The sequence below is a fragment of the Actinomadura sp. RB99 genome (assembly GCF_014706005.1).
Classification (GTDB): domain Bacteria; phylum Actinomycetota; class Actinomycetes; order Streptosporangiales; family Streptosporangiaceae; genus Spirillospora.
On sequence record NZ_JABMCA010000013.1, the window covers coordinates 35,862 to 48,285 of the forward strand.

Below are 12,424 nucleotides of genomic sequence, written 5' to 3' on the forward strand. Positions count from 1 at the left end.
GCCAATGATCATCGTGACCGGGGCGAGCGGGACGCTGGGCGCGCCCCTGACCCGCAGGCTCGCGGCGGCCGACGCCGCCGACGTGCGCGCGCTGAGCCGGCGCTCCAGGACGTCGGAGAACGGCGTGACCTGGCATCGGGCGGACCTCAAGACCGGCGACGGGCTCGGCGCGGCCCTCGACGGCGCCGACACCATCGTGCACTGCGCCAGCGACTGGCGGCACTACAAGGACGACCTGACCGCCGCCCGGAACCTCGTCGACGCGGCGTGGAAGCAGGACGCGCCGCACCTGGTCTACATCTCGATCGTCGGCGTCGACAAGATCCCGTACCCGTACTACCGGATCAAGCACGAGGTGGAGCGGCTCATCGAGGACTCGGGGCTGCCCTACACCATCCTGCGCGCCACCCAGTTCCACACGCTTCCCGCGATGGTGCTGGACGCCCTCACCAAGGTCCCCGGGCTCATGCCGCTGCCGTCCGGGCTGCGGATCCAGCCGGTGGACGCCGACGAGGTCGCCGAGCGGCTGGCCGACCTGGCGCTCGCGCCGGGGCCCGCCCGGCGCGTCGACGACATGGGCGGCCCCGAGGTGCTCGCGCTCGAGGACATGGCCCGCGCCTATCTGCAGGCGCGCGGCAGGCGCGGTCTGCGGCTGCCGTTCCCGCTGTTCGGCAAGGCGGCGCGCGGCTTCAAGGAGGGCCACCACCTCGCCCCGGACCGCAAGACCGGAAAGCGGACCTGGCAGGAGTACCTCGACGAGCGGTGGCCGCGCCGCTGACCGGCGCCTCCGGCCGCCGGTCCGGAACCGGAGGACGGCCGCCCCGGGCGGGCCGCTCGCCGCCCGCCCGCGGAGCCCGTTCGCGGTCCGCGGGCGGCGGCCCGCCCTAACGGAATTCCGGACCGGTCTCCCGCGCCGTATCGGCCTCATCCGGCGGCGCCATGTCCCATAATCGAGCGATGGAGTCGTCCACCCGAATTCTCATTCTCGGCACGGATTCCTCGGGGAGAATACTCCAGTCCGAGCGGAACGCCGCCGCCGTTCTCGCCGCGAATCCGGACGGCCTCCTGGGCGCCTCCCTCGACGAGGTGATCCCCGGCGCGCGCGAGCCGCTGCTGGAGGCGGTGAGGCACGGGCGGGAGCGCACCGCGATGCTGGCGGTCGAGACCGCCGACGGCGCCACCCTCGACGCGGTGGTCACCGTCCACCCGATGTACGGCGCCGAGCCGGGCGGCCTCGCCGCGCTGGCGGTGGTCCGGGTCCCGGTGCCGCTCGCCGACCGGTTCGTCGACCCCGCCGTCATCCGCCGGGCGCTGCTGGACGACGGGCTTCCCCGCATCGGCTCCACGCTCGACCTGGAACTGCTGGCGCGCGGGCTGATGGACGTCCTCGTCCCGCATTTCTGCAATTCCGGCGCGCTGATGCTGCTGGAGAGCCATCTGGACGCCGAGGAGGCGCCCGCGGGCCCATCCGGGCCGCCGCTGCGCCGGATGGCGATCGCGTTCGACGACGGCGACCCCGCCTGGGACGCGGCGTTCCCGACCGGCGAGTCCGTCGTCTACCCGGCGGGCACCCCGTACGCGCGGTGCCTGGAGGCGGGCGAGCCGGAGCTGACCGCGCTCGGCGGCGAGGGCGCGGCGCGGCTCGCCGAGGTCTGGCAGCGCGCGCCGGTCGCGGACCTGCTCAAGGGCTCGTCGATGCTGCTGCTGCCGATCATGTCGGCGGCGGGGGTGCTCGGCTTCTTCGTGTGCGTCCGCAACGTCGCGCACCGGCCGTTCGACCGCTACGACATCGAGATCGGGATGGAGTTCGCCGCCCGCGCGTCCAGCCACGTGGAGAGCGCCCGGCAGTACTCGCTGGAGCGGGCGACCGCGTTGACCCTGCAGCGCAGCCTGCTGCCGACCGGGCTGTCGGCGCCGTCCCCGATCGAGGTGCACCACCGGTACCTGCCCGGCAGCCGGCTCATCGAGGTCGGCGGCGACTGGTACGAGTCGATCGCGCTGCCGGGCGCGCGGGTCGCGCTCGTCGTCGGCGACGTCGCCGGGCACGGCGTGAAGGCGGCCGTCACGATGGGCCGGCTGCGCACCTCGATCCAGACCCTCGCCGAGCTGGAGCTGCCGCCCGCCGAGGCGCTGGAGCGGCTGGACTCGCTGATGCGGACCCTCGGCGACCGCGAACCGCACTTCGCGACCTGCGCCTACGTGGTGTACGACGCGGTCAGCGGCCGCTGCGAGGTCGCCAGTGCCGGGCACCTGCCGCCGCTGCTGGCGCCGCCCGGCGCCGCGTCCCACTTCCTCGCGGTGCCGCCCGCGCCGCCGCTCGGCGTCGGCGGAGACGGCCCGATCGTCAGCCGCGAGTTCACCGTCGAGGACGGCACGCTGCTGTTCCTGTACACCGACGGGCTCGTGGAGAACCGGGCCCGCGACATCGACGACGGCCTCGCCCGGCTGCAGCGCACCTTCGGGCCCGGCGCGGCGTCCCGGCCGCTCCGGGACCTGTGCCAGGACGCGCTCGACGGCGTCTACGACGACCAGCACCGCGACGACATCGCGATGCTGGTCGCGCGGCTGTGCCGGATCCCCGAGGACCACCACGCCACCTGGGAGCTGCCCGCCGAGCCGGCCGCCGTGCGGCGGGCCCGCGGCCTGGTCCGCGACCGCCTCTCCGGCTGGGGCCTGGACGAGCTGGCCGACTCCACCGTCCTGATGGTGTCCGAGCTGGTCACCAACGCGATCCGGCACGCCGGCGGCCGCGTCGGCCTGCGGCTGGTCCGCGAGGGCGGGCTCGTGTGCGAGGTGTTCGATTCCGCCGACGGCCGCCCCCGCGTCCGGCCCCAGGACGACGAGGGCGACATGCCGGAGTCGGGCCGGGGGCTGCACGTCGTCGGGCGGCTCGCGCAGCGCTGGGGCGTCCGCCGCACCGCCGACGGGAAATCCGTCTGGTGCGAGCAGGAACTGCCCTGACCGCCGGTTCTCCGGCCGCTATCGCAGTACCGAGATGTGCACGTGGTCGTAGTGGTTCTGGGTGATTCCGCCCCGGTCCGCCATCGGGCGCCATCCGCCGCCCCGCACATTCCAGATGTGCTGTTTCCAGATGACGTAGGAAATGCCGAGACGCCGCGCGTTCGCGACCGCGTACGCCGCGACCTCGTCGCCGTGCCGCTGCGCCGACGCGCTCGGCATCCGGCCGCCCGTGCTCTCCATGAAGTCGCAGGCGCGGCCGTCGCCGTGGTCCTGCGGGTCGCCGGTGGAGCGGTAGCAGCCGATCGTCGGGAACGGCCCGAACATCCCGTTCACCTCCAGCAGCACGCCGCGCATCGCCGGCGTCATCAGGTCGCCGGTGATCGGGGTGCGGGCGGCCGGCGCCCCGTCCGGGCGGCCGGTCATCCGCGGGGCGCTCTTCGGCGTCGTGTTCCGGCCGCGTGACGACGGCGCGTTCAGCTCGGCGATCCGCGTCCCGCGCGGCAGGATCCGCTTCAGCCGCCCGCTCAGCTTGCGGATGTCGGCCTTGGGCGCGCTGAGCAGCAGCGCGTTGCCGTCGGGCATGCCGAGCGCGTGGGCCTGCGCGTGCGAGACGACGGCGTCGACGCTGCCGATGCCGAGCGACGCGTACGCGCCGACCCGCACCCGGCCCGGGTGCGCGCTGCCGCCCGCCGGCACGACGGTGCCGAGCGGGAACGCGCCGTCCTGCCCGAGGGCGAACGACAGGGCGAGCCCGCCGGACGCCACCGTCCGCCAGAGCTGGTCGGATGCGGCGGTCGCCTCGGGCGCGAACGCCCGGAACGACGACGGGTCGACGCCGAGCAGCCCGACGCGGTGCCCGCCGACCTGCGCGCGGGCCGCGTCCACGACGGTCATCCCGGCGACCCCCTTGAGCCGCCGGGCGCGCGCGACGGCCGTTTCCGGCAGCGGTGCGGGCCCGGCGACCAGGAGGTGCGGGGTGTAGCGGCGGGTCAGCGGCGCGACGGCCGGGACCGCAGGCGCGCCGGCCTTGGCGACCGACACCAGGTCGCGGGGCGGCCGCTCATGCCCGCCGCCGTCGGCCCGGCCCGTCGCGAGCACCCAGGCGTTCGCGCCGAGGGTCAGCACCACCGCCGCCGCGACGATCGCGGGCAGCGTCCTGCCGCGCCCGCGCGGCGTTCCGCCCTGCCCGCGCATCGAGCCGCCCCCGTCCCCTCGGTCCCTCGCGGCATCGTAGAGGACGGGGAGCGGCCGGTGCCGGGCGGCGGGCGGTCGGTGCCGCCCGCCGGCGCCGCCGGTCAGTGCTGGACGGGCTGCGTGCCGAGCAGGTCGTCGTAGTCGTCCGGGAGCTGCGCCATGATGTGCTCGAACAGCCCCGGCTCGACCGACGCCTTGACGGCGGCCACCACCGCCCGCGCGTGCTGGCGGGCCTGCGGCGGCCGGGTGCCCTCGTTGTCGGCGACCCGCTCGTAGAACTCCTCCAGCCCGAAGCGCAGCCCGGGGCCCTCCTCCGGCAGCGCCTCGGCTAGCGCGGGCGGAAGCTGCGCGGCCAGGTCGCGGCTCTGGCCGCCGGCCAGCCGCTCGCCGAGGACCGCGAGCGTGGCGTCGATGGCGCGCTCGGCGTGGTCGGTGGTGTCGATGCGCCCGGTCTCGCGGACGGCCGACACCATTTCGTGCTCCTTCATGATCCCCCCGAAGGTCGGCTCAGACGGTCACGGCCATGGGGGATCCGATACCCGCCGGTCGGAGAAGGCATTCATCCCGGACGACCCGCTCCGGGACGGGGTCAGGCGGGCGCCGCGGCCTCCAGCAGCCGGCCGTCGGCGAGCCGCAGCCAGCGGTTCACCCCGATGTCGGCCAGGAACCGCTCGTCGTGGCTCACCACCACGAACGCGCCCTGGTAGGCGTTGAGCGCGCCGACGAGCCAGGCGGAGCTCGCCAGATCGAGGTTGTTCGTCGGCTCGTCCAAGAGCAGCAGCTGCGGCGCCGGCTCGGCGCACAGCACGCACGCGAGCGTGGCGCGCAGCCGCTCCCCGCCGGACAGCGCGCCGACCCGCAGGTGCGCGCGGGCGCCGCGGAACAGGAACCGGGCGAGCAGGTTCATCCGCTCGGCCTCCGGCACGCCCGGCGCGAACGCGGCGAGGTTCTCCGCCACCGTGCGGTCGAGGTCGAGCAGGTCGAGGCGCTGCGACAGGTACGCGACGCGCCCGTCGGCCCGCCGCGCCGTCCCGTCGCCCTCGGGGGAGAGGTCGCCGCCGATCAGCCGGAGCAGGGTCGACTTGCCGGTGCCGTTCGCGCCGATCAGCGCGACCCGCTCGGGGCCGCGGATCTCCAGGCTCGCGCCGGGCCCGGCGAAGACGTCCCGGTCCCCGTAGCGGACCCGCATGCGCTCGCCGAGGAACACCGTCCGCCCGGCGGGGACGGCGGTGGCGGGCAGCTCCAGGCTGATCGCCTGCTCGTCGCGCAGGGCGCGCTCGGCCTCCTGGAGCCGGGCGCGGGCGTCGCCGAGCCGCGCGGCGTGCGCCCCGTCGGCCCTGCCGGCCGACTCCTGGGCGCGCCGCTTGCGCGCACCGGCGAGGATCTTGGGCAGGCCCGCGTCCTTGAGGTTGCGCGCGGCGTTGCTCTGCCGGCGCGCCGCCCGCTCCCGGGCCTGCTGCATCTCGCGCTTCTCCCGCTTCACCTCCTGCTCGGCGCTGCGGACGTCCTTCTCCGCGGCCTCCTGCTCGATCCGCAGCGCCTCCTCGTAGGCGGTGAAGTTCCCGCCGTAGAAGCGCATCTCGCCGCGCTCCAGCTCGGCGATGCGGTCCATCCGGTCGAGCAGCGCCCGGTCGTGGCTCACCACGAGGAGGCACCCGTTCCAGTCCTCCAGGACGCCGTACAGCCGGTGCCGCGCGTCGATGTCGAGGTTGTTGGTCGGCTCGTCGAGCAGCAGCACGTCCGGCCGCTTCAGCAGCTGCGCGGCCAGGCCGAGCGAGACGACCTGGCCGCCGCTGAGCGTGTCCAGCCGGCGGTCCAGGGCGACGTCCCCGAGGCCCAGCCTGTCGAGCTGGGCGCGGGTGCGCTCCTCGATGTCCCAGTCGTCGCCGATCACGGCGAAGTGCTCCTCGGCGGCGTCGCCGGACTCGATGGCGTCCAGCGCGCGGATCACCGGGGCGACGCCGAGGACGTCCGCCACGGTCAGATCGCCGTCCAGCGGGAGCGTCTGCGGCAGGTGGCCGAGCACGCCCTCGACCGAGACGGTCCCGGCGGCCGGGCGGAGCTCCCCGGCGATCAGTTTCAGCAGCGTGCTCTTGCCGGCGCCGTTCGGCGCGACGAGGCCGGTGCGGCCGGCGCCGACGGTGAACGACAGGTCCTGGAAGACCGGGACGTCGCCGGGCCAGGAGAAGGAGAGGGCGGAGCAGACGATGCGGGCATCGGACACGTGAGGGACCTCATGGGATGCGGCGGGCGTACCGGAGCCGCCCGGCAGGGGCAGGGATGAGAAGCGACGACGGGACGGCCACGTCGGCGGCGCTCGTCCGCGCGCACCGGTGGCCGATCACTTCCGGGATCACCCGGAGATGTCGTCGTCACCTGCCACTGCTGATCTCCCTCTGCGGATCACTCGTCCCATTTTATCAGCGCGCGGCGCCCACCTGACCCAGCAGCGCTGCGGTGGCGTCCTCCGCGAGGGCGCCGGGCAGGTCGGAGCCCATCCGGTCGGCGGCCGCCGCGCGCAGCCGGACGGCGGCCGCGGCGCTCGCGGTGGCGGTCGCGGTGGCGAGCACGATGGGCGGCCCGCTGCGGATGCCGTCGCGGCGCGCCATGGCCCGGGCTGCGACGGCCGCGAGGGCCACGCGGGGCGCCAGGCCCTGGGGCGAGGTCCGCGGCGGGGTGGACGGGAGCTTGTCGAGCCCCATCTCGGCCACCGTGAACAGGCCGTTCAGCACCTTGACGGCGGGATGGGAGAGCCGTCCGGACAGCCCCGGGTAGTAGCGGCGCGAGCGCAGCGCCAGCGCGCTCAGCCCGGCGGAGCTGCGGCAGCCGGTGGCCGCGCCGAGCGCCGCGGCCCGCATCAGGGCGCCGCGGGACGGGCGGTCGGGCGCCGGCTGCCGGAGGGCCTTGCGCTCCTCGTCGGCGCGGAACATCGCGCGGAGCGCGGAATGCGTCGTGATCCCGTACACGAGGTGCGGGATCGCGTCGGACGCCCAGTCCGTCCTGGTCCAGGTGCGCGGATCGGAGATCCCCAGCCGGGCGATCGGCAGGTCGGAGGCCGCCATCGCCGCCGCGCCCAGCAGCGGCCCGCCGATGACGGCGGGCAGCCGGAGCCCGGCGGCGCGCAGCGCTCCGGCCAGCGCGCCCACCGCCATCCCGGTGCACGTGCCGCTGAGCGCGCCGAGGCCGTCCAGCCGGTTCGCCCGCTCCAGCTCGCCGCCGGGCAGGCGCACTCCGGTTCGGTCGGTCAGCGCGCCCGCGACGGCGGCCGGCGTCCCGCTCGCCGGGCGGCCTCTTATCGCCATGTCCGCTTCGGTCGTCGCGTTGAGCGCGGTCGTCCCCGCGGCGCCGGCCGCCATGCCGCGCAGGACGCCCTTCAGTAGTGAGGTCACGCCCCGGCACTACCCGCGCTGTTCGCGATTACCCGCGCGCCCGCGCGCTCAGCGGAGATGCACCGGCAGCGAGTTGACGCCGTAGACGATCGACAGCTTGCGGTAGCTCAGCTTGTCCGGCTCCACCGCGAGCCGCAGGTCTGGGAACCGGCGGACGAGCGCGGGGTAGGCGGCGCGCAGCTCCATCTTGGCCAGTTCCGCCCCGATGCAGCGGTGCGCGCCCCAGCCGAACGCCAGGTGCGGCGGGGTCTTGCGGCTGGCGTCGAAACCGTCCATCTCGGAGCCGAGCGCCGGGTCGCGGTTCGCCGCCGACAGCGAGATCAGCACCACGTCGCCCTCCGCGATCCGCACCCCGTCGACCTCGGTGTCCTTGCGGGCGAACCGCGGGAACGCCAGCTGCACCACCGTCAGGTACCGCAGCAGCTCGTCCACGAACGGGACGATCGCCTCGTCGTCGTCGTGCACCCGCTGGAACTGCTCCCGGTCGCGCAGCAGCACGATCGAGCCGAGCGCGAGCATGCTCGCCGTCGTCTCCAGGCCGCCGGTGAGCACGCCGTCGGAGAGCCCGGCGATCTCCAGGTCGTCGAGCTCGTCGCCGTGCTCGCGGATCAGCATGCCGATCAGGCCGGGGCCCGGCTCGACCCGCTGCCGGCGGACGACCTCGAGCAGGTAGTCCATCGACTCGGAGATCGCGCCGACCGACGCGCTCGCCCCGCCGAACAGGTCGAACCGGGCGCTGCTCAGCCGCTGGAAGTCGCTGCGGTCGCGGTGGGAGACGCCGAGCAGCTCGCAGATCGTCAGCAGCGGGACGGGCAGCGCGAACGACTCCATCAGGTCGACGGGGCCGGTCATGTCCGCCATCGCGTCGAGCCGCTCCTCGACGATCGTGTGGATCAGCGGCGTGAGGCGGCTCAGCCGGCGCATGGTGAACTCCGGCGTCAGCAGCTTGCGCCGCCGGGTGTGCACGGGCGGGTCGGAGAACCCGAGCCCGCCGGGCGTGAACCCGGCCGGGACGTCCACCTTGCCGACGAGGTTGGACAGGTCGTTGCTGAACGAGTCCGCGTCCGCGAGGACGGCCTTGGCCTCCTCGTAGCCGGTCACCAGCCAGACGCCGAAACCGAACGGGAGCGGCAGCTTGCTGATGCGCCGCGCCTCGCGCATCGCGGTGAGGTCGCTCACCGGGTCCAGGCCGTCGCGGCGCAACGGTGCCAGCGTGGAGTTGGGCAGGAACCGGATCGACTCGAGATTGAAGCCGGCACGCTGCTTCCTGGCGATGTATCCCCGTACAAGCCACTTGGCCGCGCGTGCCCCGACATTCGCCATGATCGCAGGTTATTGATCAGAAGCGCACATCGCACCTCCGTGCAGGATCTAAAACATCACATCTTTGAGACGGCGGCCACCGAATCTCGCTTTGTGTCTGCTTCGTCCCGCTCTGCGACTGATGGGGTGTTGCGGTCGAATGGCTCCGGGACGGGGCGGGTAGGACGGTGACCGCAGGCCGGAGACAGGGGGGATGTCATGGCCGGCAAGAAGATGGAAGGGAACGTGGAGCAGCGCCGGAAGGCCGCCCGCGAGGCCAGGGAGCAGGGGAAGGCCCCGAGCGCCCGGAACGTCACCACCGGCGCGTCCAAGCAGCGGCACTCGGCGCCGAAGCACCAGCCGCACCACCACGCCGAGCGGCTCGACCGCATCCACCGGGGCAAGCAGCAGGACATCTCGCCCGACCCGAAGCCGGGCTACGGCGAGCCGGCGTCCAAGAGGCGCCGCCAGGGCTGAGGCCGCACCCGGGCGCGCCCGGCCGCGGCCGGTGCTTGCGGCCGGCCGCGGCGGCGCGGGTCAGAGCCCGGCGTCGCGGCCGATGATCTCCTTCATGATCTCGTTGGAGCCGGCCCAGATGCGGGTGACGCGGGCGTCCATCCAGGCGCGGGCCACGCGGTACTCGCGCATGTAGCCGTAGCCGCCGAACAGCTGGACGCAGCCGTCGATGACCTGGTTCTGCACGTCCGAGCTCCACCACTTGGCCTTGGACGCGTCCACCGCGGACAGCTCGCCCGCCACGTGCGCGGCCAGGCACTGGTCGACGAACGCCTGCGCGACGTCCAGCTTCGTGATCAGCTCGGCGACCAGGAACTTGTTGTGCTGGAACTGGCCGATCGGCTGCCCGAACGCCTTGCGCTCCTTGACGTAGGCGATCGTCTCGTCCAGGACGCCGCGGGCGTGCGCGACGTTGGCGACGGCGCAGGAGAGCCGCTCCTGCGAGAGCCGCTCCATCATGTGGATGAAGCCGCGGTTCAGCTCGCCGATCATGTGGGAGTCCGGCACCCGGACGTTCTCGAAGAACAGCTCGGACGTGTCGGCCTCCGGCTGGCCGACCTTGTCGAGCTTCGTGCCGCGGCTGAAACCGGGCGTGCCGGCCTCGACACCGAACAGGGTGATGCCCTTCGCGCCGCGCTCGGGATCGGTCTTGGCCGCGACGATGATGAGGTCGGCGTGGCCGCCGTTGGTGATGAACGTCTTCGACCCGTTGATCACCCACTGGTCGCCGTCGCGGACCGCGGTGGTCTTCAGCGCCGCGAGGTCGGACCCGCCGGACGGCTCGGTCATGCCGATCGCGGTGATCAGCTCGCCGGTGCAGAACCCGGGCAGCCACTTCTTCTTCGCCTCGTCGGTCGCGAGCTCCAGCAGGTACGGGGCGCAGATGTCGATGTGGATCGACACGATCGAGTTGTAGGCGACCGCCACGCGGGCGAGCTCCTCGCCGATCACGGCGTTGAAGCGGAAGTCCCCGGCGCCCTGGCCGCCGTACTCCTCGGGCACCTGCATGCCGAGGAAGCCCTGCCGGCCGGCCTCCAGCCACACCTCGCGCCTGAGCATCCGCTCATTGCGGATGTCCTCGTCCAGGGGCAGGAGCGTCCGCTCGACGAACTCCCTCACGGACTCCCTGAACAGCTCGTGGTCGGCCTCGAAGACGGTGCGCCGCATGCGGATCCTCCCGGAATGGTGCGAAGTGCGGGCCCAGTGTACTGAGCGATCGCTTAGGCTTCTGCGCATGGCTTCCGGCAGCGGCTCCACGGACGGCGACGGCGGCATGTGGGCGGGCGTCGCGCCGGACGCGTCCCGCCGCCTGCTGCTCGCCGCGGTCGACTCCTTCGCCGAACTCGGCTACCACGGCACCTCGACGCGGCACATCGCGGCCGGCGCCGGGATGAGCGCCGGCGCCCTCTACGTGCACTACCGGACGAAGGCGGACCTGCTGTTCCAGATCGCGCTGACCGTCCACGAGTCCGTGCTCGCGGAACTGGAGGGCGCGGTCGGGGGCGTCGAAGGGCACGCCGCGCGCGTCCGGGCGCTGATGTACGCGTTCGCGCGCTGGCACGCCCGCCACCACCGCGCCGCCCGCGTCATCCAGAACGAGCTGGGCGCGCTGGACGCGGCGCACGCGCGGCGGATCGCCGCGATCCGGCGCCGCGTCCGCGCCCTGGTGCGCGAGGAGGTGCGGTCGGGCGCCGCGGCGGGCGCGTTCGACGTCGCCGACATCGAGGGCACCGCGCGCGCGATGTCGTCCCTGGCGATCGACGTCTGCCGCTGGTACCGCCCCGAGGGGCCGCGCTCGCCGGAGGAGGTCGGCGCGCTGACCGCCCACCTGGCGCTGCGGATGCTCGGCGCGCGCGGCTAGCGCGGCCTGCGCGGCCTGCGCGCCTCTAGTCCCACCAGAACGACCAGTGCGTCTTGCCCCGGATCTCCTCGGCGTAGCCGGCGAGGGTGCCCGGCCCCTGGAAGAGGATGTCGGGGCAGAACGCCCAGTGCTCCGCCGCGACGTGCACCGCGTGGCGGGTCGTCACGGGCGGCGCGGCGACGCTCAGGTCCAGCGTGTTGAACCCGAGCCCGACGACGCGCGCGCCGAACCGCTCCTCCCAGCCCCGCAGGACGGCGGCGAGCGGCGCGGTCCACTCGTTGTGGTTCAGCGCGCCCTGCCAGCCGACCGCGGCGATCGCGTCGGCGCCGCGCTCGACCGCGACCAGCCCGAGGGACGGTCCCCGCGCGCCGAGGGCGCGGGCGTACCGGTCGGCGACGGCGTCCGGATCGTCCAGCAGGGTGCCGGCGGGGGCGGGACCGGGGCAGTGCCGCCCGAACGGGGCCAGGTCGTCGTGGTCCTCGTCGGCGGCCTGCTCCGCCCAGTCGGCCCACACCTCGTAGAGGAACGCGTCGGGCGAGTAGTTGCCGATCTCCGCGACCGGCTCCGGCGCGATCTGGCCGGACGCCCACGGCTGGTCGGTCTCGTCGAGCAGCAGCGGCCAGAGGCCGGACCGGGAGTGCTCGGCGCGCAGCCGGCCCCACAGCTCGCCGTGCACGGGCTCGTCGCTCAGCCAGAAGGCGGGCCGCATCAGCGACTGCCGCTGCGGGTAGCCGGGGTCCGGCCACACCACGTCCCCTTCGGGGAGCGACACCGACAGCGTCCGCCCGGCGGCGCCGTCCGCGCCCGGGCCGGCGCCGTCCGCGCCGTCGGCGAACAGCTGCGGGAGGTTGCCCGGCAGGTGCCGCCGGATCTCGACATCATCCATTTCACGCCGTTCCGGTACAGAGCATGCCAACGGGATCTTGGCACTCCGAGATGGTAACGGCGGTGCGGGCCGCCCGGGGGACGAGCCGGAGGTTCGGTCGGCCGGGGCGGCCCGCACGGGGTGTCAGCGTTCCCGGCGGCGGCCTCGCAGGAGGTAGTCGAGGACGACGGCGAGGACGCCGAGTCCGGTGAGGACGCTGACGGGGATCTCCAGCCAGGTGCCCTTGAGCGTGATGTTGGAGACCACGTTCACGGCCAGGAACAGGCCGAACAGGGTCCAGCGGGCGGTGTTGCCGGTGCCGTTCATGATGTGCGC

General features: G+C 74.2%; 12 protein-coding genes. 4 read left to right on the forward strand and 8 right to left on the reverse strand.

The genetic code is table 11. The annotated features are described in order from the left end of the window. The first annotated feature begins 4 nt into the window (after positions 1-4). Positions 5-778, forward strand: coding sequence for an SDR family oxidoreductase (locus tag amrb99_RS14620; protein ID WP_190856497.1), 774 nt, complete (start codon positions 5-7; stop codon positions 776-778). Between the two features lie 179 nt (positions 779-957). After that, complete coding sequence (locus tag amrb99_RS14625) at positions 958-2,961, forward strand: SpoIIE family protein phosphatase (protein WP_190856498.1); 2,004 nt, start codon at positions 958-960, stop codon at positions 2,959-2,961. Between the two features lie 18 nt (positions 2,962-2,979). Here amrb99_RS14625 and amrb99_RS14630 read toward each other — a convergent pair whose 3' ends face one another. From amrb99_RS14630 to amrb99_RS14650, 5 genes are all read right to left on the reverse strand, one after another. After that, a complete protein-coding gene (locus amrb99_RS14630) occupies positions 2,980-4,155 on the reverse strand; it encodes a hypothetical protein (RefSeq protein ID WP_241755563.1) in 1,176 nt (391 codons plus the stop codon). A gap of 101 nt (positions 4,156-4,256) precedes the next feature. Next, positions 4,257-4,643 (reverse strand): DUF2267 domain-containing protein, encoded by a 387-nt coding sequence (locus tag amrb99_RS14635; RefSeq protein ID WP_190856499.1) that lies wholly within the window; start codon positions 4,641-4,643, stop codon positions 4,257-4,259. Positions 4,644-4,744: 101 nt separating this feature from the next. Further along, positions 4,745-6,379 carry an ATP-binding cassette domain-containing protein gene (locus amrb99_RS14640; protein ID WP_190856500.1) on the reverse strand — a complete coding sequence of 545 codons (1,635 nt, stop codon included), beginning with the start codon at positions 6,377-6,379 and terminating at the stop codon, positions 4,745-4,747. A gap of 196 nt (positions 6,380-6,575) precedes the next feature. Then, positions 6,576-7,544 (reverse strand): hypothetical protein, encoded by a 969-nt coding sequence (locus amrb99_RS50075; protein WP_206699940.1) that lies wholly within the window; start codon positions 7,542-7,544, stop codon positions 6,576-6,578. Positions 7,545-7,592: 48 nt separating this feature from the next. Then, complete coding sequence (locus tag amrb99_RS14650) at positions 7,593-8,867, reverse strand: cytochrome P450 (RefSeq protein ID WP_190856501.1); 1,275 nt, start codon at positions 8,865-8,867, stop codon at positions 7,593-7,595. Between the two features lie 198 nt (positions 8,868-9,065). Here amrb99_RS14650 and amrb99_RS14655 point away from each other — a divergent pair, with 198 nt between their 5' ends. After that, a complete protein-coding gene (locus tag amrb99_RS14655; protein ID WP_190856502.1) occupies positions 9,066-9,323 on the forward strand; it encodes a hypothetical protein in 258 nt (85 codons plus the stop codon). A 60-nt stretch (positions 9,324-9,383) separates the two neighbouring features. Here amrb99_RS14655 and amrb99_RS14660 read toward each other — a convergent pair whose 3' ends face one another. Further along, positions 9,384-10,529 (reverse strand): acyl-CoA dehydrogenase family protein, encoded by a 1,146-nt coding sequence (locus amrb99_RS14660; protein WP_190856503.1) that lies wholly within the window; start codon positions 10,527-10,529, stop codon positions 9,384-9,386. A 67-nt stretch (positions 10,530-10,596) separates the two neighbouring features. Between amrb99_RS14660 and amrb99_RS14665 the strand changes: the two genes are divergently transcribed. Beyond that, complete coding sequence (locus amrb99_RS14665; RefSeq protein ID WP_241755564.1) at positions 10,597-11,223, forward strand: TetR family transcriptional regulator; 627 nt, start codon at positions 10,597-10,599, stop codon at positions 11,221-11,223. Between the two features lie 25 nt (positions 11,224-11,248). On the opposite strand, the gene amrb99_RS14670 is transcribed toward amrb99_RS14665, so the two are convergent. Together amrb99_RS14670 and amrb99_RS14675 are read right to left on the reverse strand one after the other, a co-directional pair. Then, positions 11,249-12,109: a DUF4253 domain-containing protein gene (locus tag amrb99_RS14670; RefSeq protein ID WP_190856504.1), complete on the reverse strand. Its 861-nt coding sequence runs from the start codon at positions 12,107-12,109 to the stop codon at positions 11,249-11,251. A gap of 123 nt (positions 12,110-12,232) precedes the next feature. After that, a complete protein-coding gene (locus tag amrb99_RS14675; RefSeq protein ID WP_190856505.1) occupies positions 12,233-12,415 on the reverse strand; it encodes a hypothetical protein in 183 nt (60 codons plus the stop codon). Between the last annotated feature and the right edge of the window lie 9 nt (positions 12,416-12,424).

Coding starts and splice junctions, on each gene's coding strand:
- amrb99_RS14620 (WP_190856497.1), top strand. CDS start 5: ATGATCATCGTGACCGGGGCGAGCGGGACGCTGGGCGCGCCCCTGACC.
- amrb99_RS14625 (WP_190856498.1), top strand. CDS start 958: ATGGAGTCGTCCACCCGAATTCTCATTCTCGGCACGGATTCCTCGGGG.
- amrb99_RS14630 (WP_241755563.1), bottom strand. CDS start 4,155: ATGCGCGGGCAGGGCGGAACGCCGCGCGGGCGCGGCAGGACGCTGCCC.
- amrb99_RS14635 (WP_190856499.1), bottom strand. CDS start 4,643: ATGAAGGAGCACGAAATGGTGTCGGCCGTCCGCGAGACCGGGCGCATC.
- amrb99_RS14650 (WP_190856501.1), bottom strand. CDS start 8,867: ATGGCGAATGTCGGGGCACGCGCGGCCAAGTGGCTTGTACGGGGATAC.
- amrb99_RS14655 (WP_190856502.1), top strand. CDS start 9,066: ATGGCCGGCAAGAAGATGGAAGGGAACGTGGAGCAGCGCCGGAAGGCC.
- amrb99_RS14660 (WP_190856503.1), bottom strand. CDS start 10,529: ATGCGGCGCACCGTCTTCGAGGCCGACCACGAGCTGTTCAGGGAGTCC.
- amrb99_RS14665 (WP_241755564.1), top strand. CDS start 10,597: ATGGCTTCCGGCAGCGGCTCCACGGACGGCGACGGCGGCATGTGGGCG.
- amrb99_RS14670 (WP_190856504.1), bottom strand. CDS start 12,109: ATGGATGATGTCGAGATCCGGCGGCACCTGCCGGGCAACCTCCCGCAG.
- amrb99_RS14675 (WP_190856505.1), bottom strand. CDS start 12,415: ATGAACGGCACCGGCAACACCGCCCGCTGGACCCTGTTCGGCCTGTTC.